This window comes from Pseudomonas sp. EMN2 (assembly GCF_009650555.1).
GTDB classification, from domain to species: Bacteria; Pseudomonadota; Gammaproteobacteria; order Pseudomonadales; family Pseudomonadaceae; genus Aquipseudomonas; species Aquipseudomonas sichuanensis.
The window spans coordinates 13,416-37,106 of record NZ_VZZR01000039.1 but is presented as its reverse complement, the minus strand read 5'-3'; the positions used below and the strand labels follow the sequence as shown (position 1 = coordinate 37,106).

Here is a 23,691-nt window from a genome sequence, read left to right as displayed (position 1 = left end):
CAGAATGAAAACGACCACACGTCTGCTGCAAGCCGGTGTACTGGGCCTGTCCCTGTTGGCTACCAGCGTCATGGCTGCGGTTTCCGCCGACGAGGCGGCCAAGCTGGGCGCATCGCTGACCCCCATGGGGGCGGAGAAAGCCGGCAACGCCGATGGCTCGATCGGCCCGTGGGAACCTCTGTCGAAGAGCGCTGGCAGCGCCGACAGCAAGGGCTTCCTCTCCGACCCTTACGGCAGTGAAAAGCCCCTGTTCACCATCACCGCGCAAAACGTCGACCAGTACAAGGCCAAGCTTTCGCCTGGCCAGCTGGCGATGTTCCAGCGCTACCCGGACACCTACAAGATCCCGGTGTACAAGACTCATCGCGGTTCCACAGTGCCGGACGACGTCTTTGCGGCGATCAAGCAAAACGCCACCAAGACCACCCTGGTGGCGGGCGGTAACGGTCTGGAGAACTTCCAGACCGCCGTACCTTTCCCGATTCCCAAGGATGGTCTTGAGGTGATCTGGAACCACATCACCCGCTACCGTGGTGGTAGCGTGACCCGCCTGGTCACTCAAGCCACCCCGCAGCAGAATGGCTCCTATAGCCTGGTGTACTTCCAGGACCAGTTCGTCTTCCGCGACAAGATGAAGGACTTCGATCCCGCCAACCCGGGCAACATCCTGTTTTATTTCAAGCAGGAAGTGACTGCGCCAGCCCGCCTGGCCGGTACCGTACTGCTGGTTCACGAAACCCTCGACCAGGTCAAGGAACCGCGCAAGGCGTGGATCTACAACGCCGGCCAGCGTCGGGTACGCCAGGCACCGCAAGTGTCGTATGACGGCCCGGGTACCGCCGCGGACGGCCTGCGCACCTCCGACAACCTGGACATGTACAACGGTGCCCCGGACCGCTACGACTGGAAACTCGAAGGCAAGAAGGAGATGTACATCGCGGCCAACGCCTTCAAGCTCGATGACCCGAAACTCAAGTACGGCGACATCATCAAGGCCGGGCACATCAACCAGGACCTGTCGCGCTACGAGCTGCGCCGTGTATGGCATGTGGTCGCCACGCTCAAGCCGGGCCAGCGCCACATCTATGCCAAGCGTGACTTCTACATCGACGAGGATACCTGGCAAGCTGCAGTGATCGACCAATACGACGGCCGCGGGCAACTGTGGCGTATCTCCGAAGCCCACGCCCAGCCGTACTACAACGTGCAGGTGCCGTGGTACACCCTGGAAGCCATCTACGACCTGCAGTCTGGCCGTTACCTGGCCCTGGGCATGAAAAACGAAGAGAAGAGTGCCTACAACTTCGGCTTCAGTGCCAGCAAGGCCGAGTTCCAGCCAGCTGCCTTGCGTCAGGCGGGGGTGCGATGAACTGACTGCCAAATACTTCTTGTGAACTCCCAGAACGCCCCGGCTTGCCGGGGCGTTTCTGTTTTAACGGGTAATTGATGCCGAGCACCTTCGAGGCGATTTGATTGATGGGGTGTCATCAGCCGAGATGATAGCCATCGCCAGTGTTTCTTTTTGTCGTAGTCTTTTTTGGCTAAATCGCCGCCATCATCTTCAAATGCATAGCATTTGCCGCTAGTCTCGCAAAATTCCATATCGCCGTAGTCTTCCAACAGAACGAGCCGGCCATGACAGACCTGTCCCGTATGCATGGAGTCGCCAGCCAGGCCTTGGGCCTGCTGGACGGGCGTTTCTTCAGGCCACCCCTGCCCGACGCCCACGTACCGAGAGCCCGCCTGTGCCAGCGCCTGCAGGCGGGGCTGGATGGGCGCTTGCTGTTGGTCAACGCGCCAGCCGGCTTCGGCAAGAGTTCGCTTGCCATCGAGTTCTGCCAGGAGCTGCCTGGCCATTGGCGCAGCCTCTGGCTGGGCCTGAGTCAGCGCGACGCCGACCCTGGTCGCTTCCTCGAGCGCTTGCTTGAAGGGCTGCAGCAGTTCTGCCCGGCGTTGGGGGGCCAAGCCCTGGGGCTGCTGAAAATGCGCCAGCGCCACCAACCCTTTGCCTTTGAAGAATGGCTCGATGGCCTGCTCGACGAGCTTGCGCTCTATCTGCAGCCCGATACCCCCCTGCTGCTGGTGCTGGACGACTACCACCTCGCCCAAGGGGCAGTACTCGATCGCTGCCTGCAGTTTTTCCTCAATCATCTGCCTGCCGGGTTGGTGCTGCTGGTCACCAGCCGGCAGCGGCCTGACTGGCACCTGGCGCGCCTGCGGCTGTCGCGCCAACTGGTCGAACTCAACGAGCAGGACTTGCGCCTGACCCCCGATGAAGCCTTGGCGGTGATAGGCCGCCAACCCACCGGCTTGCGTGGCCAGGCGCTCGACAACCTGATCCAGCGCAGCGACGGTTGGGTGGCCGGGCTGCGTTTCTGGCAACTGGCGGCCAGCGAGTCGGGTGATGAGCATGCCTTGCCGCAGGCGTTGCACGGTGGCGAAGGCTTGATCCGTGACTACCTGCTCGAGGAAGTCATCGATATGCTGCCCGCGCCGGTGCAGGCATTTCTCTACGACACCGCTTGCCAGGAGCGCTTTTGCGCCGAGCTGTGCGACGCGTTGCGCGAGCGTGAGGACGGTGCGCAGGTGCTGAGCTATCTGCAGGCCCATCAGGTGTTTCTGGTACCGCTCGACGAGCATGGGCGCTGGTTCCGTTACCACCACCTGTTCTCCGACCTGCTGCGCAGTCGGCAGGCCAGCGAGCCGCTGGCGAGCCTGCACTTGCGTGCCTGTCGTTGGTTCGAGGGCCAGGGGCTGCTGGATGAGGCGGTAGAGCAGGCATTGCGTGCCGGGCATCTCGACGTGGCGGCGGACCTGGTGCAGAGCTTGTCGGAGGAGCAACTGCTGGCCGAGCAGAACGTCGGCATGCTGCTGCGCTGGAAAATGGACCTGCCTGACAGCCTGCTGATCAGCACGCCCCGGCTGATCGTGCTGTACAGCTGGGCCTTGGGGCTGGCTTGCCAGCTGGACGCGGCCGAAGAGCTCGCAGGGTATCTGAGCCGCTTCCTGCCGGCACCGTCGGCCACGGCGCAGAAGTCGATGCTGGCCCAGTGGCTGGCGCTCAGCGGGGTGATCGCCCGCGGCCGCGGCGATCGCGAGCGCACCCTGGCTTACTGTACGCAAGCACTGCGCAGCTTGCCTCGCAAGCGTTACGGGCAACGCCTGGTGTGTCTGTCCACGCTGTCCAACCTGGCCATCGCCGATGGTGATTTCTGGCGGGCGCGAGGCTGGAATCGCGAGGCGCTCGAGTTGGCCCAGCGTGTCGGCAACCCGTTGTTCGAGGCGTTGGCGCATTACGACCGTGCACGTGTGCTGCATGCCCGTGGCGAAGTGCGGCGTGCGCTGGATGAAGTGCGTCAGGGCTTGCAGCGGCTGCAAGGGTTGTCGGGGCAGCGGCTGTATGCCGTGCGGGCCCGGCTCACCTTGTACGAAGGCTATCTGCTTGCGGCCAGCCTGCAGCCTGGCCAGGGGCGCGCACGCTTGCGTGCGGGGCTCAGCGAAGCGCGCACCTGCCGTGATATCAGCGTGCTGATCGGCCACTGCGTGATCGCTTCGCTCGAGGGGCGTGAAGGGCGTTTCACCGAGGCGTTCTCGGAGCTGGCCGAGGCGGAGCGGCTGATGCACATCTGGGATGTTCCGCCGATCTTCTACCTGGCCATGATTACGCTGGTGAAGTGCGAGCTCTGGATCGCCCAGGGGCGCACCGACCTTGCCGAATCCTGGCTGCTGCGCCTGGGCCAGACCTACGGCGGCAAGCAGCCCGCCGCAGCGCCAGAGTTTCACCCGTTGCTACCCTTGCACATCGAGCTGCAACAGGCGCTGCTCGATCGTGTGCTGCAGCGCCCGCGAGAGGCCGAGTCGCGCTTGCAGGCACTGGTCGAGCGTGGCCAGGCCAATGGCGGCATGACACTGGTGGTCAGTGCGTTGTGCCAGCTGATCGAGCTGTTGCTGGCCGAAGGCCGTGAGCCCGAAGCCTGCAAGCGCCTGGCGCATGCCATGGAGGCTGCCCAAGGGGGCGCGCTGCAGGCCTTCGCGCGGCTTGTCGAGGAGCATCCGCAGTGGTTGCGCGATCAACTAGAGCTCAGGGCTGCCTGCCCGGCCCAGGCGGAGCTGCTTGCGCGCTTGCCCGAGGCGCTGAGCACCGCCAATGGGGCCTCTGAAGCCTTGAGTGCGCGCGAACTCGCGGTGCTGGAGCTGATTGCCCAGGGCTGCTCGAACCAGCAGATCAGCGAGCGGCTGTTCATTTCGCTGCATACGGTCAAGACCCACGCCAGCCATATCAACAGCAAGCTTGGGGTAGAGCGGCGCACGCAAGCCGTCGCCAGGGCCAAGTCTCTGGGCATGCTGGCCTGAAGGCTGGCCCAGATGCACGCCGGCCGTTAAAATGGTGGCCACTGGCTACCCTGGCGCACTGTTTTTCCCCACTCATCTTTGTGCAGAAGCTGCCGATACACACTTCGGCGTCTTGCATTGCCACGCGCCAATTTCCCTTCTTCCTTTTACGGGTCGTGTTGATGCTGCAGTACGGGCAAAAAAGCTTTCTGATCGTCGACGACTTCACCGACTTTCGCACGTCGACACGCTCCATGTTGCGCGAACTGGGTGCACGCGACGTGGACACCGCCGACAGTGGCGAGCAGGCGCTGCGCATGTGTGGGCAAAAGCGCTATGACTTCGTGTTGCAGGACTTTCACCTGGGCGATGGCAAGAAGAACGGCCAGCAGGTGCTTGAAGACCTGATTCTCGACAAGCTGATCAGCCATGAGTGCGTGTTCATCATGGTCACCGCTGAAAGCAGCCAGGCCATCGTTCTGAGCGCCATCGAGCACGAACCTGACGCTTACCTGACCAAGCCATTCAACCGCGTAGGTTTGGCCCAGCGCCTTGAAAAGCTGGTTCAGCGCAAGACCCTGCTCAAACCGATTCTCCAGGCCCTTGACCGTGGTCGTCCGGCTGAAGTGCTAACGGCCTGTGCCGAGCTGTGCAAGCAGGACCCACGCTTTGCGCCGCTGTGCCTGCGCTATCGCGCCGATGCGCTGCGCGATCTCAACCGCTTCGACGAACTGGAAAAGTTCCTCAAAGGCATTCTCGCCAGCCGCCCGCAACCCTGGGTCTACGCGGCGCTGGGCAGCTTGCTGCACAAGCGCGGCCAGCATGCCCAGGCACAGGGTGTATACGAGCAGGCGCTCAAAGCCTTCCCGATCATGCCCAGCTTGTATGACGGCATGGCCGAGGTGCTGGTGGCCCAGGGCGAGAGCCGGCGTGCCCAGCACATGCTCGAGGAAGCGGTACGCCTGTCGCCACTGGCGGTGCGCCGGCAAGCGGCGCTGGGCAAGCTGGCGCTGGACAATGCCGACTTCGAGGGCGCTTCGAAAGCGTTTCGACATGCAGTCAGCCAAGGCCAGAGTTCGCGCTACAAGAGCGCCGAAACCAACCTGGGGCTGGCCCAGGCATTGATGAACAAGAATGCCGGCAACGGTCTCGACGCGCGAACCCGGGTCGAGATCAACAGCGTGCTCAGTGAAGTGGCCAAGGAAAACGTCGAGGACCAGGGCCTGCAAGTGCGGGCGCGGTTGATGAAGGCGGCGAGCCTGCAGCAGGCGGGCGATGCGGAAACAGCCGCCAAGCTCACCGAACAGGCCATGCAACGGCTGGAGAAGATGGAGCAGTTCTTCTCGGTCGAGGCGGCACTGACCGTGGCCAAGCAACTGCAGCAGCTGGGCCAGGACGCGGCGGGTACTTCGATTCTCAAAGGCTGCGTGGAAACCTACGGCGACGACCCCAAGGTGATGCAGAGCGTGGCCAAGCTTACCGATGACCCGGTGGTGCTCGGCGCTGTGACCGAAGCGGTCGACCTTAACCGTCAAGGCGTGCGCAGCTACCAGGGCGGGCAGCTCAGCGAGGCGCTGGGCATGTTCCGCAAGGCGCTGTCGCTGCAGCCGAAGAACATCAGCATCGCCCTCAACACCGCCCAGGCACTGCTGCGCATCGGTGGCGAGACACCGCCACCGGCATTGATGGAGGAGTGTCGCAGCTGCCTCACCAGCGTGGCCGGCATCCCTGCCAGCGACAGCCGCTACGACCGCTACCGCAAACTGCACATCCGGGTCTTTGGCGCATGAACCACGACAACCAGGGGCTGGATTTCTCCACGGTGATCGCCTCCACCGTGCACGATCTGAAGAACTCGCTGTCGGCGTTGATCCAGGCGCACAACCAGTGGCTGGCGCGCTTGCCCGAGGCATTGCAGGGCGGTGCCGAGCAGGGCGTGATGGAGCACGAGTTTCGTCACCTCAACGGCATGCTGGTGCAGATGCTGGGCCTGTACAAACTGGGGGTGAACCAGCTCCCGGTGTGCCCGGACTACCACGAGCTGGACGACTTCATCGAGTCGCAACTGGCCGCGCACGAGGAGGTGCTCAAGCATCGCGACATCCTCGCCACCTGGCGTATCGACACCGAGAGCCCGCTGGGTTTCTTCGACCGTGAACTGGTGGCATCGGTGCTGGCCAACGTGCTGACCAACGCCATCCGCTATGCCGGCCACACGTTGCTGATCGGCATCGAGGAGGAGGGCGAGCAGCTGGTGATCAGCGTCAACGACGATGGCGCCGGTTATCCACAGCGCATGCTCGAGCGCCAGCAGGATTACGTGCAGGGTATCGATCAGCAGAGCGGCAGCACCGGGCTGGGCTTGTACTTCGCTGCGCGCATCGCCGCACTGCATGAGCGCAATGGCGTGCATGGGCGGATCGAGATCGCCAACGGCGGGGCGCTGGGGGGCGGGTTGTTCAGGTTGTATCTGCCCTGAATATTGCTGATTGCTGAGGCTGCATCCCAAGGTCATGTGAGAGATGTCTCTCAAGCAGCACATGGGCTTTCATCGGCGTCGAGCGGATGACAATGTAGATACGCCGTTTCTACATTTCACTTGCCATCGTCGGGAGGGTTTCTACTATGTATCTACCTTGGGAGATACTTATGCAGATCAAGATTCAGCAATGGGGCAACAGCGCAGCGATTCGTCTGCCTGCGACGATTCTCAAGCAAATGCACCTGAGCGTGGGCTCGACCCTGAGCCTGGATACTTCCGGTGAGACTCTGGTGCTCAAACCCGTCAGATCGAAGCCCGAGTACAGGCTCGAAGAGTTGATGGCGCAATGTGACCTGACAGCCCCGGAACCCGCAGATATGGCCGACTGGAACGCAATGCGTCCGGTGGGGCGTGAGGCTTGAGGCGGGCCAGGTTCGACAGGGGTGATATCGTCCGGATCAACCTGGATCCCACGGTCGGTATAGAACAGCAAGGCGCTGCGCGTCCTGCGCTGGTGCTGACGCCCGCCATGTTCAATACCTCAGGGCTCGCGGTGATCGTGCCGATTTCACAAGGTGGGGATTTCTCCCGGCACGCAGGTTTTGCAGTTACCCTGAGCGGCGCCGGTACCCAGACGCAAGGTGTGATGCTGTGCAATCAGCTACGCACGGTAGACCTCGAAGCGAGGGGTGCCAAGCGCATCGAATCCGTTCCCGAGGCCGTGATCCTGGACGCCCTGGCGCGTGTTCAAACCCTCTTCGATTAATTGTGTGCAGTGTCCTGTCATGGAAAAACCATCCGTAGCGCTCATCCGCGAAACCTTCCCCGTCGGCCCCTTGCAGTGCAACTGCACGCTGATCGGCGACCCGCTCAGCAAGAAGGCCATCGTCGTCGACCCGGGCGGTGACGAGCAGAAGATCCTCGCCCGTCTGCAGCACCATGGCCTGACCCTGGTGAGCATCATCCACACCCACGCCCACTTCGATCACTTCCTTGCCTCGGGCAGGCTCAAGGAACTGACCGGCGCCACCTTGCACCTGCACAAGGATGACCAGCCGTTGTGGGACAACCTCGAGATGCAATGCCAGATGTTCGGCATGCCCTACACGCCCGTGCCTGCACCGGACCGCTGGCTGAGCGACGACGAGGAACTGGCCTGTGGTTGTGGCGTGGCCCTGCACACGCCAGGGCATAGCCCGGGCTCGATGAGCTTCTGGTTCGCCGAGCAGAAACTGCTGATTGCCGGCGACACCCTGTTCCGCCGTGGTGTCGGCCGCACCGATTTGTGGGGTGGTGACCAGCGGACTATCGTTCGTTCCATCAAGGAACGACTGTACCGCCTCGATGAAGATGCCATCGTGGTGACTGGCCATGGCCCGGAAACCCGACTCGGCGACGAAATGCGCGAAAACCCGTTCGTGCGTGCCTGAGGTTGCATGGAATTTTTCCGCTTTGCTGCAATCCAAGGCTGGCACAGATCCGCGAGTGATCCGCTGCACTTTTGAATTTCAGTAGGAGCTTGTCCATGTTCACCATGCGTCGTCTGATTATCGTCGCTACCGCCGCTGCCCTGATGTCCGGTTGTGCCAGCCCCAACCCGTATGACAACCAAGGCCAGGCGCAAGGCTCAACAGGGATGAGCAAAACTGCCAAGTACGGTGGCCTGGGCGCGCTGGCCGGCGCCATTGCCGGTGCCGCCATCGATCACAACAACCGCGGCAAGGGTGCGCTGATCGGCGCCGCCGCAGTGGGCGCCGCCGCCGCTGGCTACGGTTACTACGCCGACAAGCAAGAGGCCGCGCTGCGTGCGCAAATGGCCAACACGGGCGTCGAAGTGCAGCGTCAGGGTGACCAGATCAAGCTGATCATGCCGGGCAACATCACCTTCGCCACCGATTCGGCGAACATCGCCCCAAGTTTCTACTCGCCGCTGAACAACCTCGCCGGTTCGTTCAAGCAGTTCAACCAGAACACCATCGAAGTGGTCGGTTTCACCGACAGCACCGGCAGCCGTCAGCACAACATGGACCTGTCGCAGCGCCGCGCCCAGGCCGTCAGCAGCTACCTGACCTCGCAAGGTGTCGATGCATCGCGGGTGACGGTGCGTGGCATGGGCCCTGACCAGCCGATCGCCAGCAATGCCGATGCCAATGGCCGTGCGCAGAACCGTCGGGTTGAGGTCAACCTGAAGCCGATTCCGGGCCAGCAGTATGACCAGCAGGGTACCGTGCAGCAGTACCCGTAACGCTCCACAGCTGAAATAGATCGCGGGGCAAGCCCGCTCCCACGACTTAACGTGGGAGCGGGCTTGCCCCGCGATGCTTTTTATCAGCGCACGGTGCTGGCCTGGATCGCCGTCAGCGCAATGGTGTGCACGATGTCATCCACCTGTGCCCCGCGCGGCAGGTCGTTGACCGGCTTGCGCAACCCTTGCAGCATCGGCCCGAGGCTCACGCAGTCGGCACTGCGCTGCACCGCTTTATGGGTGGTGTTGCCGGTGTTCAGGTCGGGGAACACGAACACCGTGGCGCGCCCTGCCACAGGGCTTGCGGGGGCCAGCTGGCGGGCGATCTCGGGGTTGGCGGCAGCGTCATACTGCAAGGGGCCGTCGATCAGCAGGTCGTGCTCGGCCTGCTGCGCCAGCCGCGTGGCCTCGCGTACTTTTTCCACTTCCTCGTCACTGGCGGCCGAGTCGCTGGAGTAGCTGAGCATCGCCACCCGTGGCGCGATACCGAACGACTCGGCAGACTCGGCGCTCTGCCGGGCAATTTCGGCCAGTTCGGCGGCGCTGGGATGCGGGTTCATCACGCAGTCGCCATACACCAGCACCTGGTCCGGGAACAGCATGAAGAACACCGACGACACCAGGCTTGCACCCGGCGCGGTCTTGATCAGCTGCAAGGCCGGGCGGATGGTGTTGGCGGTCGAATGCACCAGGCCAGAGACCAGTCCGTCGACCTCACCCAGGGCCAGCATCATGGTCGCGATCACCACCGGGTCTTCCAGCTGCTGCTCGGCCATCGGCGCGTTGAGGTTCTTGCTCTTGCGCAAATCGACCATAGGTTCGACGTAGCGGGCACGGATCAGGTCGGGGTCGAGCACTTCCAGATCGGGCGGCAGGCTGATGCCCTGGGCACGCGCCACGGCTTGCACCGCTTCGGGCTTGGCCAGCAGCACGCAACGGGCGATACCGCGTGCCTGGCACAGGGCGGCGGCTTGCACCAGCAAGGGCTCGGCGCCTTCGGGCAGGACGATGCGCTTGTTGGCCTGCTGGGCACGCTGGATCAGTTGGTAGCGGAACACCGCCGGCGACAGACGCAGCTCGCGCGGCGTGCCACAGCGCTGGTGCAGCCAGGCGGCATCGAGCTGGCTGGCGACGAAGTCGGTGATGAACTCGGCGCGCTCGCGGTCGTCCACCGGGATCTCGCGGTTCAGCGAGTTGAGCTGATTGGCGGTGTCATAGGAACCGGTGCTGACCGAAAGGATCGGCAGGCCGGCCTGCAGTGCGCCGCGGCACAGCTCCAGGATGCGTGGGTCGGGCTTGCTGTCGCTGGTCAGCAACAGGCCGGCCAGGGGCACGCCATTGATCGCCGCCAGGCTCACCGCGAGGATGATGTCGTCGCGATCGCCCGGCGTCACCACCAGGGTGCCCGAAGTGAGCAGCGGCACGGTGTTGGCCACGGTGCGGGCGCAGATGATGATCTTGTTCATGCGCCGCTGGTCGTAGTCACCGGCATTGAGCACCTGAGCGCCGAGCAGCTCGGCGACGTCGCGGGTGCGCGGTGCATTCAGGTCAGGCTGGTAGGGAATGCAGCCGAGCAGGCGGAAATCGTTGCCGCGCAACAGCGGTGAGTGCTCGCGCAGCCGCGTGGCGAAGTCGGCCATGCTTTCGTCGGTGCGCACCTTGTTGAGGATCACCCCGAGCACTTTCGGGTCCCGCGGGCCGCCGTACAACTGGGCCTGCAGTTCGACACGCCCGGACAGCTCGCTGAGCACCTCGTTCTCGGGCGCCGACACCAGGATCACCTCGGCATCCAGGCTCTTGGCCAGGTGCAGGTTGACCCGGGCCGCGTAGCTGGCGTGGCGGGTCGGCACCATACCTTCGACCACCACCACGTCCTTGCCCACACAGGCTTGCTGGTAAAGGCGGATGATTTCTTCGAGCAGTTCGTCCAGTTGGCCGTCCCCCAGCATGCGCTCCACATGGCCAAGGCTCAGTGGCAGGGGCGGCTTGATGCCATGGGTGCGGGCAACCAGCTCGGTAGAGCGCTCCGGGCCGGTGTCGCCGGGGTGCGGCTGGGCAATCGGCTTGAAGAAGCCGACCTTGAGCCCGGCGCGCTCCAGGGTGCGGATCAGGCCCAGGCTGATGGAGGTGAGGCCGACACCGAAGTCGGTCGGCGCAATGAAAAATGTCTGCATGCGTGCTTCTCGAAATAAGCGGTGCAAGGAAATCAACGGCCAAGGGTATCGCTAACCGCACCCTGGGCGCACCAGCCACAGTGGAATACCTGGCCGATGCGGCGTTCGCGCTCGCCGGGCTCGAGCACCCAGGGCCGCGCCTGCCAGGGCGGCTGGTGACGCAAGTGCTGGGTGTGGCCGCAGGAAAGCTCGACCACCCAGTGGCCTTCCTCGTCCTGATGGAAGCCAGTGATCAGACTGACGGGCCTCCCTTCGTCCATGGTCGGTTCGCAATCGGACGGTGCCTTGGTTACACTTCCCCGCTCTACATTCTTTTGCAAAAGGTCCTGCCCCATGCTGATCGCCGCCAACAAGGCTGTCTCCATCGACTATACCCTGACCAACGACGCCGGTGAGACCATCGACAGCTCTGCCGGCGGTGCGCCGCTGGTTTACCTGCACGGTGCCGGCAACATCATCCCAGGCCTGGAAAAAGCCCTGGAAGGCAAGCAGGCCGGCGACGAGCTGACCGTTGCCATCGAACCCGAAGAAGCCTACGGCGAATACTCGGCTGAACTGGTCAGCACCCTGAGCAGCAGCCTCTTCGAAGGCGTGGACCAACTGGAAGTCGGCATGCAGTTCCACGCTTCGGCGCCGGACGGCCAGATGCAGATCGTCACCATCCGCGACATCGACGGCGACGACGTGACCGTCGACGGCAACCACCCGCTGGCCGGCCAGCGCCTGAACTTCCAGGTCAAGGTTGTTGACGTGCGTGACGCCAGCGAAGAAGAAATCGCTCACCGTCATATCCACGGTGAAGGTGGCCATCACCACTGATTTTCTGCGCTAAGCTCAGAGAGTCGCCAGGCGCTCGGGCAAGCCGGACATCCTCAGGGAGTGGACGGTTTGGCTGCGCGCCTTTTTAGTGGGCGCAATTCGCCCCAGCGACAACCGGGAACCTGAGAGGGGATCAACATGAGTGTATTTCACGACCTGACGTTGAAGGCGCTGAACGGCGAAGACCTGCCCCTTGCCCCGTTCAAGGGCCAGGTGGTGCTGGTGGTCAATGTCGCCTCCAAGTGTGGGCTTACGCCGCAATACGCGTCGCTTGAGAAACTCCAGCAGCAGTTCAAGGGCAAGGGTTTCAACGTGCTGGGGCTGCCGTGCAACCAGTTTGCCGGCCAGGAGCCAGGCAGCGCGGACGAGATCCAGGCGTTCTGCAGCCGCAACTATGGCGTGAGCTTCCCGCTGAGCGAAAAGCTCGACGTCAACGGCTCGGAGCGTCATGCCCTGTATCGGTTGCTGGCCGGCGAGGGCGCCGAGTTTCCTGGCGATATCACCTGGAACTTCGAGAAGTTCCTGGTGGGCAAAGATGGTCGCGTGCTGGCGCGTTTCGCGCCGCGTACCGCGCCGGACGATCCAACCGTCGTGCAGGCGATCGAGAAGGCCTTGGCCTGATTTGCACCCTGTGGGAGCGGCTTTGACCGAGAAGCAGGCAACGCGGTGCATGGCACCGGCCATGCCGGTGTTCGCGGCTAAAGCCGCTCCCACAGGTTCGCGCGAATCAGCAAGCGCTGTGCAGTTCGGTGAGATCTCAGCCTGCCCCGCGCTCATCTGGGATACCTGCCAATCACCCCGATCAATAATGCTGTGCCCACCCACCCGCTACCCCTAAGCTCAGGCGCATTTCCTCACCCGTCGGGAGCGCCGCATGTCCAGCAACCCTTTGTTCCAGCCTTTCACCCTTGGCACCCTCGACCTGCCGACCCGTGTGGTCATGGCCCCGATGACCCGTACCTTCTGCCCCGGCGGCGTACCCCATGACGGCGTGGTCGAGTACTACCGTCGCCGTGCCGCTGCCGGTGTCGGCCTGATCATCACCGAAGGCACCACGGTTGGCCATAAAGCCGCCAACGGCTACCCCAACGTTCCACGTTTTCATGGCGAAGATGCGCTGGCCGGCTGGAAGCGCGTGGTCGAAGCCGTGCATGCCGAAGGCGGGCGGATCGTGCCGCAGCTGTGGCACGTGGGCAGCGTGCGCCGGCTGGGCACCGAGCCGGATGCCAGCGTGCCGGGCCACGGCCCGAGCGGCAAGGACAAGGACGGCAAGGTCGTGGTCCATGGCATGAGCCATGACGACATCCGCGAGGTGATTGCCGCCTTCGCCCAGGCTGCCCGTGATGCCCAGGCCATCGGCATGGACGGTGTCGAGATCCACGGCGCCCATGGCTACCTGATCGATCAGTTCTTCTGGGAAGCCAGCAACCGCCGCGATGACGAATATGGCGGTGACCTGGCCGGGCGTTCACGCTTTGCCATCGAATTGATCCAGGCCGTGCGTGCTGCGGTGGGGCCGGACTTCCCGATCATCTTCCGTTTCTCCCAGTGGAAGCAGCAGGACTACAGCGCGCGCCTGGTGCAAACCCCAGAGGCCCTGGCGGCGTTCCTCGAGCCGCTGTCCGAGGCGGGTGTGGATATCTTCCATTGCTCCACCCGGCGTTTCTGGGAGCCGGAGTTCGACGGCAGCGAGCTGAACCTGGCCGGCTGGACCCGCCAACTCACCGGCAAACCGACCATCACCGTGGGCAGTGTCGGCCTGGACGGCGAGTTCCTGCAGTTCATGGTCGATACCGACAAGGTGGCCAAACCGGCCAGCCTGGAAGGGCTGCTGCGCAGGTTGCAGGCCGAGGAATTCGACCTGGTGGCCGTGGGCCGCGCCCTGCTGGTAGATGCCCAGTGGGCGCAGAAAGTGCGTGAAGGGCGCGAGGCGGATGTGCTGCCGTTCAGCCGCGAGGCGCTGACGACCCTGGCTTGATCGCCACGGCATGGGCTGGCGCCTGCTCGCTCACGAGCGCGCCGGCACGGCAGGCGTCGCGCAGGTACCCTTCGAACTGCTCGACGATCGCCGGCCAGCCCTGGCGGCTGGCATGCTGGCGGGCGTTGAGGCGCACCCTGCGCAAGGTTTCGTTTTCTTCCAGCAGCCAGCAGGCGGCATCGATGAACGCTGCCTGGTCACCCGGCATGGCCAGGGCGCCGCTGTGGCCATGGCGGATGTGCTGGGCGGCGGCGGCCTCATCGTAGGCAACCACCGCCAACCCGGAGGCCATCGCCTCGAGCACCACGTTGCCAAAGGTCTCGGTCAGGCTCGGGAACAGGAACAGGTCGCCACTGGCGTAATGTTCGGCCAGTAGTTCGCCGCGTTGCGCACCGCAGAACAGGGCATCCGGCAACTGCTGCTCCAGGGTGGCGCGCTGCGGCCCGTCACCCACCATGATCAGGCGCAGTCGACGCTGTGGATAACGTGCTTGCAGGGTGTCCAGGGCAGGGCGCAGCAGGGCGAGATTCTTTTCCGCAGCCAGGCGCCCGACATGCACCACGGCAATGTCATCGGCCGCCAACCCCCACTGTTCGCGCAGGGCCTGGCTGCGCCGCGCCGGGTTGAACAGGCAGGCATCGACACCCCGCGCCATCAGGCCCAGGTTTTCGAAGCCACGTCGCTCCAGTGCCAGGCGCTGGCTGGCGCTGGGTACCAGGGTGATGGCGGTGCGCCGGTGGAACCAGCGCAGGTAATGGGTGAGCAACCGCGTCAGCAGGCCCAGGCCATACTGGCCCGAGTACTGCGGGAAATTGGTATGAAAACCACTGACCACCGAAATGCCCAGGCGCCGCGCCGCGCGCAGGGCGCTCAGGCCCAGCGGGCCCTCGGTGGCGACGTACAGCACATCCGGGCGCTGGCGGCGCCAGCGCCGCAGCAACTTGTGCATCGACACTTCGCCCCACTGCAGCCCGGGGTAACCCGGCAATGGCCAGCCACGGCACAGCAAGAGCTCACCCTCCGTACCGGGCTCGTCGTCGCTCGCCTGGCGCGGGCGGATCACCTCTACCTGATGGCCCCGCTGGCGCAGCCCGGCATCGAGGCGGCCAAGGGTATTGGCCACACCGTTGATCTCCGGTGGGAAGGTTTCGCTGACCAGGGTGATGCGCAGGGGCGGTGTATTCATGAGCAAAAGTGTCCGCCGCACCCGTTGCGGGTATGTGACGGCTTTGTGACGTCTGTATGACGTCTGATTTTCGGCGTCTCGCGCAGATGAATTATTCCCGTCAACCGCTCAAGAATCCTTGGGGCGCGGCCGATGAAGATGCATTCGACTATGGTGTGCGCTCCGGGAGAGCGGTGATGTTCAACAGCAAACTGAAGCAAGAAATCCAGCAGCTGCGCGAAGAGCTGATGTCCATCGAACAGGTCAAGAACAGCCTCGACAGCGAGATGCTGGTACTCCAGCTCGATCCCCAGGGGCGCATCGAGACGGTCAACGGCAACTTCGAGACCGAGATGTTCTACCGCGCCGAGCAACTGATCGGGCGCAACATCGAAGACATCGTGCCGGCCCACGTCAAGAAGCTCGATTTCTACCAGCGCATGAAAACCGCCATCACCCGTGGCGAGCATCTGAACGGCGCATTCCGCCTGCTGCGCGGCAACGGTGAAGAAGCCTGGCTGCGCTCGATTTTGCAGCCGGTGAAGAACAGCGGCGGACAGATCAAGTACTTCACCCTGCACTCCAGCGACCTGACCCGCACCATCGAAACGTCCCGTGAACATGAAAGCCTGATCAAGGCGTTGATGCGCTCCACCGCCGTGATCGAATTCAACCTCGACGGCCAGGTGCTGACCGCCAACGACCGCTTCCTGCAGGGCATGGGTTACAGCCTGGAGCAGGTGCGTGGCAAGCATCACCGCATATTCTGCGATCCGGAAGAGGCAAACTCGCCGGAGTACAAGGCATTCTGGGAAAAGCTGCGCCGCGGCGAGTTCGTTGCCGACCGCTTCAAGCGCGTCGACGCCCATGGCCGCACGGTGTGGCTGGAAGCTTCGTACAACCCGATCATCGACGCCCACGACGTGCTCTACAAAGTGGTCAAGTTCGCCACGGTGATCACCGACCAGGTCAACCAGGAGCTGGCGGTGGCCCAGGCGGCGGACATCGCCTACAACACCTCGCTGGAAACCGACAACTGTGCGCGCAAGGCCACCGACGTGGTGACCCAGACCGTGGATGTGATGCGCGGGCTGGAAGGCTCGATGCAGGACGCCGCCGACGGCATCCAGGCGCTGGACAAGCAGTCCAAGGTGATCGGCGCGATCATCAAGACCATCAGCGACATCGCCGGCCAGACCAACCTGCTGGCGCTCAACGCGGCCATCGAGGCCGCCCGCGCCGGCGAGCAGGGCCGTGGTTTTGCCGTGGTCGCCGACGAAGTGCGCCAGCTGGCTTCGCGTACCAGCAGCGCCACCGAAGAAATCGCCAAGGTGGTGCAGCAGAACGAGCAACTGGCCCAGGCGGCGGTGGACATCATCGACACCAGCAAGCGCCAGGCCGAACAGGGCCTGGCCCTGGCAGCCGATACCGGCGGGGTGATCGTGGAGATTCAGGAAGGGGCGAAGAAAGTGGTGGATGCGGTGGGGCAGTTCTCCAGCCAGCTGAGTCACTGACCGGGCGATCGCATCGCGGGGCAAGCCCGCTCCCACGCCATGGACTGCCCCACGTGGGAGCGGGCTTGCCCCGCGATGGTTTGTTCAGTTGCGCTCACGCACCCAGAACAACGTAGCCCCGGCCACCGCCGCCGGCATCATCAGCACGTTGACCCCAGGGATCATCAGCGCCAGGTAGGTGATGCCGCCAAAGCCCAGCGACTGCCAGCGCTTCTGGCGCAGCCAGGCCAGCATGTCCTGCCAGCTCATCTTGTTGTTGTCCGCCGGGTAGTCGATGTACTGGATCGCCATCATCCACACGCCGAACACCAGCCACAGCGGCGCGGCGACCACGTTGACCACCGGGATGAACGACAGGATGAACAGGCCGATGGCGCGCGGCAGGAAGTAACCGAGCTTGCGCATTTCACGGCCAAAGGTGCGTGGTACCATCGCCACCAGCTCGCCCCAGCTGAACGCCGGGAAGTTGTCCTGGCCGCGCACCACCACTTCGACTTTCTCGGCAAGGAAGCCATTGAACGGCGCGGCGATGACGTTGGCCAGCATGGTGAAGGTGAAGAACACCATCAACAACACCAGGGCAACGAACAGCGGCCAGAGAATGTAGGAAAGAAAGCTCAGCCAGTCGGGCAGGCTGGGCATCAGCGCATCGACCCACAGGCTGAATTCGTGGCCGGCGAACCAGATCAGCCCGCCGAACAGCAGCAGGTTGACCGCCAGGGGCAACAGCACGAACAGCCGCAGGCTTGGGCTGAGGATCAGTTTCAGGCCTTCGCGCAGGTATTGCGGGCCAGAAAGGACGGGGGCTTGCATCGGAACGCTCCGCAGAAGGAAAACGCGCTGACCTTACCGAGTTTGCCGTTTCGACGAAAGGCGCCCGCAGCCTGCGAAACGGTCTGTAACAAAGCGTATGGACAATCCCTATCGGTTTTCTCCTTGGATAGAGACTCTCTATAAGGTGGATTGTCGAAGGATATTTCCTTAATCTCTGCGGCCTCGCTACAGTGCGCTCAACTTTTCGTTTTCGGACCGACGCGTTGTAGCACTTCCCCAAGTGCTGCGTGGGTCCCTTTTAATTCCAGCTGGCACAGCCGGCATCCCGATGCCGGCCCGCTGCGGCCCGCTCGACAGGAGTTCGACATGTCTGAAGTACGTCATTCGCGCGTCATCATTCTGGGTTCCGGCCCTGCCGGTTACAGCGCCGCGGTGTATGCCGCGCGCGCCAACCTCAAGCCGCTGCTGATCACCGGCATGCAGGCCGGCGGCCAGCTGACCACCACCACCGAAGTCGACAACTGGCCGGGCGACCCCCACGGCCTGACCGGCCCGGCCCTGATGCAGCGCATGCAGGAACACGCCGAGCGCTTCGAGACCGAGATCGTCTTCGACCACATCAATGCCGTCGACCTGGCCAACAAGCCGTTCACCCTGCGTGGCGACAGCGGCACCTACACCTGCGACGCGCTGATCGTCGCTACCGGTGCCAGCGCCCGCTACCTGGGCCTGCCGTCGGAAGAAACCTTCATGGGCAAAGGTGTTTCGGCCTGCGCTACCTGCGACGGCTTCTTCTACCGCAACAAGCCGGTTGCCGTGGTCGGTGGTGGCAACACTGCCGTGGAAGAGGCCCTGTACCTGGCCAACATCGCCAGCAAGGTCACCCTGGTGCACCGCCGCGATACCTTCCGCGCCGAGAAGATCCTGATCGACAAGCTGCACGCCCGCGTGGCCGAAGGCAAGATCGAGCTCAAGCTCAACGCCACCCTCGACGAAGTGCTGGGCGACAACATGGGCGTGACCGGTGCGCGCCTGAAGAACAACGACGGCAGCTTTGACGAGATCAAGGTCGACGGCGTGTTCATCGCCATTGGCCACACCCCGAACACTTCGCTGTTCGAAGGCCAGCTGACCCTGAAGGACGGCTACCTGGTGGTGCACGGCGGCCGTGAAGGCAACGCCACCGCCACCAACGTCGAAGGCGTGTTCGCCGCCGGCGACGTGGCCGACCACGTCTACCGCCAGGCCATCACCTCGGCCGGCGCCGGCTGCATGGCCGCACTGGACGTCGAGCGTTACCTGGACGGCCTGGCCAACGCCTGATCCTGATCCAGCCATCGCGGGGCAAGCCCGCTCCCACAATCCCGTGGGAGCGGGCTTGCCCCGCGATAAAAAAACCGGCCATCTGGCCGGTTTTTTTGTGCCTGTGGATAACCTTACAGGCTCAGACGCATCGACAGATCCACCGCCTTCACATCCTTGGTCATGGCACCAATCGAGATGTAGTCCACGCCAGTCTCGGCGATCACCCGCAGGGTAGTCTCGTTAACCCCGCCGCTGGCCTCGAGCTTGGCCTTGCCGGCGTTGATGCGCACCGCCTCGCGCATTTCATCGAGGGTCAGTTCGTCGAGCATGACGATATCGGCCCCGGCAGCCAGTGCCTGGCGCAGCTCGTCCAGGCTTTCCACTTCGATTTCCACCGGCTTGCCCGGGGCGATGCGGTGCGCCGCAGCCACTGCCTGGGCCACGCCACCACTGGCAGCGATATGGTTTTCCTTGATCAGGAAGGCGTCGTACAGGCCGATGCGGTGGTTGTGGCAGCCACCACAGGTAACCGCGTACTTCTGCGCCAGGCGCAGGCCCGGCAGGGTCTTGCGGGTGTCGAGCAGGCGCACCTGGGTACCCTCGACCAGGTCGGCGAGCGAGCGTGCGCGGGTGGCCACGCCCGAAAGCATCTGCAAAAAATTCAGCGCCGAGCGCTCACCACTGAGCAGCGAGCGGGCCGGGCCTTCGAGGTGGAACAGCACCTGGTTGGCGCCGGCCCGCTCGCCGTCCGCCACCTGCCAATGCACCGCCACCCGTGGGTCGAGCTGGCGGAACACCGCATCCACCCAGGCCGTGCCGGCCACCACGCACTCTTCGCGGGTGATGATGGTCGCCTTGGCCAGGCGCTCGGCCGGGATCAGCTGGGCGGTGATGTCGCCGCTGCCGATGTCTTCGAGCAGCGCGCGGCGCACGTTGGCTTCGATTTCGGCGGTCAGGTCGGCGAGGCGTAGGTTCGGCATGGTCGGCTCCACAAGCTAGATGGCGGCGATTATAGGGCAGGGGGGCGGTGTGTACAGCAGCGCCGACTATGACCGTTGGTCGGGCTCTGTGAGTAATCGCTGTAAGGCACGGTCTGTTGAGTCGTGCGAAAGGCACGCTGGCAGCTGTAATGATTTTCACAGATAATGGCGCCTTGTATTTGGCGTCATAGCTTTGACGATTTTTGCGCAGTCGAGTACGCAACATCCATCAAGGAGTCCGGGATGCAAGAAGAAGGCAAGGTGGTGCCCCTGGCGGCCGCCATCGATCGAGGTGCGCAAACGCCCTCGCCCAGCCTTCCGTCGTTGCTCCTGCAAGTGCGCGACAAGGCTGCGCTACAGCTGCGCCAAGGCCTTCAGGCCTTGTTCGACAACGCCGACGACACCCTGTTCGAGATGGCCGACAAAGCCTGCGACCGCCTGGATCAGAATCTGCACTTCGAGGCCATGCGTGACTTGCGCCTCAAGCGCAAGAGCATCGAGCGCGGCTTCCTCGACACCTTCTACCAGGCCTTCGCCCTGATCGGTCAGGCCGATGCCATGGCCGCACCGGCGCATTCCGCCGTGGTACAGGCGATGGTCGACCGTGTGCTGTCGCGCGACGGTTTCGACCTGCGGCAACTGAACCTGCGCTGCGCAGCCTTGCTCGAACAGGACCTGGAGCCGGCATGCAACCCGCTGGGGCCTGGCAGCCTATGTGGCTACTTCCTCACGGCGGGGCGCAACCTGGGCGTGGGGCCTGAGGTCAAGCAGGTCCTGCTCAAACTGTTCGAGCGCTATGTGTTGCGCGACCTCGACCTGCTCTATGGCGAGGCCAACCAGTTGCTCGTCGCCGCGGGCGTGCTGCCTGACCTGGCGCCCGCGCCACGCCGTCGCGCCGACGATCGGCGCAGTATTCCCCGCCGGGTGGCGGCAGGCCCCGCGCAGGTGAGGGACGCCGGGGTCGACCTTGCCGGCCAGGCGTTCTTCGCCTCTGTGCAAGCCCTGCTGGCCCCTGTTCGCGGGCGTTTCGCGCCGCGCCTGCAGGCGGCCAGCGACGCACAGCCGATCGGCACCGGCGACCTGCTGCGCCTGCTGACCCACCTGCAGCACTATGTACCGGGCCCCGGCGAGGCCGACGACTTCGACCTGGGCCAGCAGCTCGAACAGCTGGTGCTGCGGGTCAGCGTGCGCAGCGGCACACGCCGCTGTATCGCTACCAGCGACGTAGACATGATCAACTTGTTCGGCCTGCTGTTCAGCTTCATCGATGCCGACCATAACCTGCCAGCGAATGTGCGCGCGCTGGTCGGCCGCCTGCATATCCCGCTGCTCAAGGTTGCCCTGATCGACAAAGGCCTGTTCAGCCGCGCCAGCCACCCGGCACGCCGCTTGCTCAACGAGATCGCCGCCGTGGCAATCGGCTGGGAGGCCGACGGCGAGGGTCTGCAGCGGCGCGTTGAGCGCATCGTCCAGCGGCTGCTCAAGGATTTCGCCGAAGACTGTCAGCTGTTCGACGAGCTGCTCGACGAGTTTCTTGCCTTTAGCCAGGACGAACGGCGGCGCAACGAACTGCTCGAGCAACGCACCCGCGACGCCGAGGAAGGGCGCGTACGGGCGTTGCAGGCCAACCTGCGGGTACAGCAGGTACTCAACCTGCGCCTGCGCGGCCGGGTGTTGCCGCAGGTGGTGGTGCAGATGCTGGAGCAGGCCTGGAGCCAGGTGCTGCTGCTGGCCTGGCTTAAGCAGGGCGAGGCGTCTGCGGCCTGGCGCGATGGCTTGGCGACGGTCGACCAATTGCTGGCCAGCATTGCCCCGCAGCGCGAACCTGGGCAGTTGCTGGAGCAGCTGCCCGGCTTGCTCAAAGCGTTGCGCGAAGGGCTGGCTGGCGTGGCGCTGGACGCAGCCGCCACCCGTGATTTCTTCCAGCACCTGGAGCAGTTGCACCAGCGCGCCTGTGGCGGCCCATGGGTGCCTGACGAGGCGTTGCAGGAGGTGTGCGTACAGGCCGGTATCGTCCTCGCCACTGCCGACGAAACGCCCCGTGGCCCTTGCCTGGACGTCGATGAACAGGCGCCCGCGCAGCGCCTGGTGGAACACTTGCGCATCGGCGCCTGGGTCGAGGTGCTGGACGACGAAGAACCCCTGCGCTGCAAGCTGGTGGCCCGTATCGACGGCAGCGACCGGCTGGTGTTCGCCAACCGTACCGGCATGAAGGTGCGCGAATGGAGCCACGCGGGCCTGGCCCAGGCGCTGTGCCTGGGCCAGGTGCGCACGCTCGATGACGGGCAGTTGTTCGAGCGCGCACTGGAGGCCGTGCTGGCGCAACTGCGTGCCGAGCAGGGCATTGGCTGAACAATCATTTACATGCAAGCGCCGCACGTGCGCGGCATACTGAGCGCCTGCCCCCGGCGTCATTCAGGATTTGCCCCATGCAATTGGACCATGCGACCGGCTGGTTCACCGGCGTAAGCCACTGCCCTTCACCGAACTGCAATGCCCGCCCTGACGGCGAGGCGATCTCGCTGCTGGTGATCCACAACATCAGCCTGCCACCGGCCTGCTTCGGCACCGGCAAGGTCCAGCAGTTCTTCCAGAACCGCCTCGACCCGAACGAGCACCCCTATTTCGCCAGCATCAGCCACTTGACCGTATCGGCGCACCTGTTCGTCGAGCGCGACGGTGCGGTGACCCAGTTCGTCTCGCTGCTCGACCGCGCCTGGCACGCCGGTGTGTCGCGCTTCGAGGACCGTGAAGGCTGCAACGACTTTTCCATCGGTATCGAGCTGGAAGGCACCGACGACTTGCCCTACACCGATGCCCAGTACAGCGCCCTGCAACAGCTGACCCAAGCGATCCGCGCAGCCTGGCCGGTGATCGACCTGCAGCGAATTTGCGGCCATAGCGATATCGCCCCGCAACGCAAGACCGACCCAGGCCCGGCCTTCGACTGGCCGCGCTACCGCGACGCTGTGCAACGCATTGAGGACAAGGCATGAGCTTTCTGGTGTTGGTGCTGGCGCTGTGGTTCGAGAAGTTTTCGTCGCTGCGCCAACGGTTGCAGCGCGACGGCTTCTACCTCGGCGAACTGGTGCGCCTCGAGCGCAGCGGCAAGGTGCACCCCTGGTGGACCCTGGCCATCCTGATCCTCGCCCCGGTGGCGCTGCTGGTTTTGCTGCTGCATGTACTGGAGCCGGTAGCCTATGGCCTGCTGGCGCTGCCGGTGCATCTGATGGTGCTGATCTACAGCCTGGGCCGCGGTGACGTCAAAGCCGCTTTTGGGCCGTTCCGCGACGCCTGGCGCCGCGGCGACGACCAGGCCGCGCTACACGTGGCCGAGCGCGACCTGGGGCTGGCCGCCGACGATGCCATGAGCCTGATCAAGCGGGCCCAGGGCCACTTGCTGTGGCAGGCCTACCAGAGTTTCTTCGCGGTGATCTTCTGGTACTTCCTGCTCGGCCCGGCGGCGGCGCTGGCCTACCGCTTGCTGGCCTTGACCGGCGAAAACAGCCGGCAGCCGGCGCTCAAGACCCTCGCCGAGCAACTGCGCCATGCACTGGACTGGTTGCCGGTACGGGTACTGGCGGTGAGCTTTGCCCTGGTCGGCAACTTCGTCGCGGTCACCCGGGTGATACTGCATGAGCTGCTCGACTGGCATATCAGCGCCGGCCATCTGGTGGCCAAGGTGGGCCGGGTGGCCGACGACATCCCCGAGGAAGAAGACCGCCAGCGCGGGCTGGAGCGGCTGGACAGCCTGTGGGAACTGCTGCTGCGCAGCGCGGTGCTGTGGTATGCCTGTTTCGCTTTGTGGACGGTGCTGGTCTGACGCAGCAGTTGAGCGCAGGTCGCTTAACCTTAAGTTACAAACCTTGAATTCATTCTGCGTTATACAAAGTGTTTGGCCCTTGATGGCCGAGTGCTACCCC

Annotated in this window: 22 protein-coding genes and 1 pseudogene; 17 read left to right on the top strand and 6 right to left on the bottom strand. The window is 64.1% G+C overall.

Annotation, left to right across the window (positions count from 1 at the left end):
• Window positions 1-4: 4 nt before the first annotated feature.
• Complete coding sequence (locus tag F6X61_RS13595; RefSeq protein ID WP_110994805.1) at window positions 5-1,369, top strand: DUF1329 domain-containing protein; 1,365 nt, start codon at window positions 5-7, stop codon at window positions 1,367-1,369.
• On the opposite strand, the gene F6X61_RS13590 is transcribed toward F6X61_RS13595, so the two are convergent.
• Window positions 1,351-1,620, bottom strand: coding sequence for a hypothetical protein (locus tag F6X61_RS13590; protein ID WP_153787056.1), 270 nt, complete (start codon window positions 1,618-1,620; stop codon window positions 1,351-1,353). The two genes, F6X61_RS13595 and F6X61_RS13590, sit on opposite strands and share 19 nt — an antisense overlap.
• A gap of 15 nt (window positions 1,621-1,635) precedes the next feature.
• Between F6X61_RS13590 and F6X61_RS13585 the strand changes: the two genes are divergently transcribed.
• The 7 genes from F6X61_RS13585 (at window position 1,636) to F6X61_RS13555 (ending at window position 9,059) form a co-directional block, all read left to right on the top strand.
• Entirely contained in the window at window positions 1,636-4,353 is a 2,718-nt protein-coding gene (locus tag F6X61_RS13585; protein WP_153787055.1) for a LuxR C-terminal-related transcriptional regulator, read from the top strand.
• 161 nt (window positions 4,354-4,514) lie between these two features.
• The gene (locus tag F6X61_RS13580) at window positions 4,515-6,122 is read left to right on the top strand and encodes a tetratricopeptide repeat-containing response regulator (RefSeq protein ID WP_125465506.1); all 1,608 of its coding nucleotides are present in this window, start codon (window positions 4,515-4,517) and stop codon (window positions 6,120-6,122) included.
• Window positions 6,119-6,811, top strand: coding sequence for a sensor histidine kinase KdpD (locus tag F6X61_RS13575; protein ID WP_153787054.1), 693 nt, complete (start codon window positions 6,119-6,121; stop codon window positions 6,809-6,811). The genes F6X61_RS13580 and F6X61_RS13575 overlap by 4 nt, the downstream gene beginning before the upstream one ends.
• 146 nt (window positions 6,812-6,957) lie before the next feature.
• Window positions 6,958-7,236: an AbrB/MazE/SpoVT family DNA-binding domain-containing protein gene (locus F6X61_RS13570; RefSeq protein ID WP_153787053.1), complete on the top strand. Its 279-nt coding sequence runs from the start codon at window positions 6,958-6,960 to the stop codon at window positions 7,234-7,236.
• On the top strand, window positions 7,233-7,580 hold the full coding sequence (locus F6X61_RS13565; protein ID WP_153787052.1) for a type II toxin-antitoxin system ChpB family toxin: 348 nt from the start codon (window positions 7,233-7,235) through the stop codon (window positions 7,578-7,580). Before F6X61_RS13570 ends, F6X61_RS13565 begins: the two co-directional genes overlap by 4 nt.
• 19 nt (window positions 7,581-7,599) lie before the next feature.
• Entirely contained in the window at window positions 7,600-8,244 is a 645-nt protein-coding gene (locus tag F6X61_RS13560) for an MBL fold metallo-hydrolase (RefSeq protein ID WP_110994809.1), read from the top strand.
• 95 nt (window positions 8,245-8,339) lie between these two features.
• Window positions 8,340-9,059: an OmpA family protein gene (locus tag F6X61_RS13555; RefSeq protein ID WP_153787051.1), complete on the top strand. Its 720-nt coding sequence runs from the start codon at window positions 8,340-8,342 to the stop codon at window positions 9,057-9,059.
• A gap of 83 nt (window positions 9,060-9,142) precedes the next feature.
• On the opposite strand, the gene pta is transcribed toward F6X61_RS13555, so the two are convergent.
• Together pta and F6X61_RS13545 are read right to left on the bottom strand one after the other, a co-directional pair.
• Window positions 9,143-11,233: a phosphate acetyltransferase gene (pta, locus tag F6X61_RS13550; RefSeq protein ID WP_153787050.1), complete on the bottom strand. Its 2,091-nt coding sequence runs from the start codon at window positions 11,231-11,233 to the stop codon at window positions 9,143-9,145.
• 32 nt (window positions 11,234-11,265) lie between these two features.
• Window positions 11,266-11,568 (bottom strand): DUF3565 domain-containing protein, encoded by a 303-nt coding sequence (locus F6X61_RS13545; protein WP_153787049.1) that lies wholly within the window; start codon window positions 11,566-11,568, stop codon window positions 11,266-11,268.
• Here F6X61_RS13545 and F6X61_RS13540 point away from each other — a divergent pair.
• The 3 genes from F6X61_RS13540 (at window position 11,567) to F6X61_RS13530 (ending at window position 14,030) form a co-directional block, all read left to right on the top strand.
• The gene (locus F6X61_RS13540; RefSeq protein ID WP_125465500.1) at window positions 11,567-12,052 is read left to right on the top strand and encodes a peptidylprolyl isomerase; all 486 of its coding nucleotides are present in this window, start codon (window positions 11,567-11,569) and stop codon (window positions 12,050-12,052) included. The two genes, F6X61_RS13545 and F6X61_RS13540, sit on opposite strands and share 2 nt — an antisense overlap.
• Window positions 12,053-12,190: 138 nt before the next feature.
• Window positions 12,191-12,673, top strand: coding sequence for a glutathione peroxidase (locus F6X61_RS13535; RefSeq protein WP_110994814.1), 483 nt, complete (start codon window positions 12,191-12,193; stop codon window positions 12,671-12,673).
• 253 nt (window positions 12,674-12,926) lie between these two features.
• On the top strand, window positions 12,927-14,030 hold the full coding sequence (locus tag F6X61_RS13530) for an NADH:flavin oxidoreductase (RefSeq protein ID WP_153787048.1): 1,104 nt from the start codon (window positions 12,927-12,929) through the stop codon (window positions 14,028-14,030).
• On the opposite strand, the gene F6X61_RS13525 is transcribed toward F6X61_RS13530, so the two are convergent.
• On the bottom strand, window positions 13,999-15,216 hold the full coding sequence (locus F6X61_RS13525) for a glycosyltransferase family 1 protein (RefSeq protein WP_153787047.1): 1,218 nt from the start codon (window positions 15,214-15,216) through the stop codon (window positions 13,999-14,001). The genes F6X61_RS13530 and F6X61_RS13525 overlap by 32 nt on opposite strands.
• 56 nt (window positions 15,217-15,272) lie before the next feature.
• On the opposite strand from F6X61_RS13525, the pseudogene F6X61_RS27620 reads away from it, so the two are divergent.
• Both F6X61_RS27620 and F6X61_RS27615 read left to right on the top strand, forming a co-directional pair.
• A pseudogene (locus F6X61_RS27620) lies at window positions 15,273-16,163 on the top strand (PAS domain-containing protein); the annotation flags it as partial.
• A gap of 114 nt (window positions 16,164-16,277) precedes the next feature.
• Window positions 16,278-16,709, top strand: coding sequence for a methyl-accepting chemotaxis protein (locus tag F6X61_RS27615; RefSeq protein WP_371923703.1), 432 nt, complete (start codon window positions 16,278-16,280; stop codon window positions 16,707-16,709).
• Between the two features lie 84 nt (window positions 16,710-16,793).
• On the opposite strand, the gene cysZ is transcribed toward F6X61_RS27615, so the two are convergent.
• Window positions 16,794-17,522 carry a sulfate transporter CysZ gene (cysZ, locus tag F6X61_RS13515; RefSeq protein WP_153787045.1) on the bottom strand — a complete coding sequence of 243 codons (729 nt, stop codon included), beginning with the start codon at window positions 17,520-17,522 and terminating at the stop codon, window positions 16,794-16,796.
• 327 nt (window positions 17,523-17,849) lie between these two features.
• Between cysZ and trxB the strand changes: the two genes are divergently transcribed.
• Window positions 17,850-18,806 carry a thioredoxin-disulfide reductase gene (gene trxB, locus F6X61_RS13510; RefSeq protein ID WP_125465494.1) on the top strand — a complete coding sequence of 319 codons (957 nt, stop codon included), beginning with the start codon at window positions 17,850-17,852 and terminating at the stop codon, window positions 18,804-18,806.
• A 113-nt stretch (window positions 18,807-18,919) separates the two neighbouring features.
• Here the strand turns inward: trxB and nadC are convergent, their stop codons facing one another.
• Entirely contained in the window at window positions 18,920-19,768 is an 849-nt protein-coding gene (gene nadC, locus F6X61_RS13505) for a carboxylating nicotinate-nucleotide diphosphorylase (RefSeq protein WP_153787044.1), read from the bottom strand.
• 243 nt (window positions 19,769-20,011) lie between these two features.
• Here nadC and F6X61_RS13500 point away from each other — a divergent pair, with 243 nt between their 5' ends.
• The 3 genes from F6X61_RS13500 to ampE all read left to right on the top strand — a co-directional run bounded on the left by F6X61_RS13500 (window position 20,012) and on the right by ampE (window position 23,591).
• Window positions 20,012-22,120, top strand: coding sequence for a DUF1631 domain-containing protein (locus F6X61_RS13500; RefSeq protein ID WP_153787043.1), 2,109 nt, complete (start codon window positions 20,012-20,014; stop codon window positions 22,118-22,120).
• 77 nt (window positions 22,121-22,197) lie between these two features.
• Window positions 22,198-22,764, top strand: a complete 567-nt coding sequence (gene ampD, locus F6X61_RS13495; RefSeq protein ID WP_153787042.1) for a 1,6-anhydro-N-acetylmuramyl-L-alanine amidase AmpD — start codon at window positions 22,198-22,200, stop codon at window positions 22,762-22,764.
• Window positions 22,761-23,591 (top strand): regulatory signaling modulator protein AmpE, encoded by an 831-nt coding sequence (ampE, locus tag F6X61_RS13490; protein WP_153787041.1) that lies wholly within the window; start codon window positions 22,761-22,763, stop codon window positions 23,589-23,591. The genes ampD and ampE overlap by 4 nt, the downstream gene beginning before the upstream one ends.
• Window positions 23,592-23,691: the final 100 nt, after the last annotated feature.

Excerpts from the sequence above, each read along its gene's own strand:
- F6X61_RS13535 (WP_110994814.1), top strand. The coding sequence starts at position 12,191 with ATGAGTGTATTTCACGACCTGACGTTGAAGGCGCTGAACGGCGAAGAC.
- F6X61_RS13555 (WP_153787051.1), top strand. The coding sequence starts at position 8,340 with ATGTTCACCATGCGTCGTCTGATTATCGTCGCTACCGCCGCTGCCCTG.
- F6X61_RS13540 (WP_125465500.1), top strand. The coding sequence starts at position 11,567 with ATGCTGATCGCCGCCAACAAGGCTGTCTCCATCGACTATACCCTGACC.
- F6X61_RS27615 (WP_371923703.1), top strand. The coding sequence starts at position 16,278 with ATGCGCGGGCTGGAAGGCTCGATGCAGGACGCCGCCGACGGCATCCAG.
- F6X61_RS13525 (WP_153787047.1), bottom strand. The coding sequence starts at position 15,216 with ATGAATACACCGCCCCTGCGCATCACCCTGGTCAGCGAAACCTTCCCA.
- trxB (WP_125465494.1), top strand. The coding sequence starts at position 17,850 with ATGTCTGAAGTACGTCATTCGCGCGTCATCATTCTGGGTTCCGGCCCT.
- F6X61_RS13545 (WP_153787049.1), bottom strand. The coding sequence starts at position 11,568 with ATGGGGCAGGACCTTTTGCAAAAGAATGTAGAGCGGGGAAGTGTAACC.
- F6X61_RS13595 (WP_110994805.1), top strand. The coding sequence starts at position 5 with ATGAAAACGACCACACGTCTGCTGCAAGCCGGTGTACTGGGCCTGTCC.
- F6X61_RS13575 (WP_153787054.1), top strand. The coding sequence starts at position 6,119 with ATGAACCACGACAACCAGGGGCTGGATTTCTCCACGGTGATCGCCTCC.
- pta (WP_153787050.1), bottom strand. The coding sequence starts at position 11,233 with ATGCAGACATTTTTCATTGCGCCGACCGACTTCGGTGTCGGCCTCACC.
- ampD (WP_153787042.1), top strand. The coding sequence starts at position 22,198 with ATGCAATTGGACCATGCGACCGGCTGGTTCACCGGCGTAAGCCACTGC.
- F6X61_RS13500 (WP_153787043.1), top strand. The coding sequence starts at position 20,012 with ATGCAAGAAGAAGGCAAGGTGGTGCCCCTGGCGGCCGCCATCGATCGA.
- F6X61_RS13580 (WP_125465506.1), top strand. The coding sequence starts at position 4,515 with ATGCTGCAGTACGGGCAAAAAAGCTTTCTGATCGTCGACGACTTCACC.
- ampE (WP_153787041.1), top strand. The coding sequence starts at position 22,761 with ATGAGCTTTCTGGTGTTGGTGCTGGCGCTGTGGTTCGAGAAGTTTTCG.
- cysZ (WP_153787045.1), bottom strand. The coding sequence starts at position 17,522 with ATGCAAGCCCCCGTCCTTTCTGGCCCGCAATACCTGCGCGAAGGCCTG.
- F6X61_RS13570 (WP_153787053.1), top strand. The coding sequence starts at position 6,958 with ATGTATCTACCTTGGGAGATACTTATGCAGATCAAGATTCAGCAATGG.
- F6X61_RS13585 (WP_153787055.1), top strand. The coding sequence starts at position 1,636 with ATGACAGACCTGTCCCGTATGCATGGAGTCGCCAGCCAGGCCTTGGGC.
- F6X61_RS13560 (WP_110994809.1), top strand. The coding sequence starts at position 7,600 with ATGGAAAAACCATCCGTAGCGCTCATCCGCGAAACCTTCCCCGTCGGC.
- F6X61_RS13530 (WP_153787048.1), top strand. The coding sequence starts at position 12,927 with ATGTCCAGCAACCCTTTGTTCCAGCCTTTCACCCTTGGCACCCTCGAC.
- nadC (WP_153787044.1), bottom strand. The coding sequence starts at position 19,768 with ATGCCGAACCTACGCCTCGCCGACCTGACCGCCGAAATCGAAGCCAAC.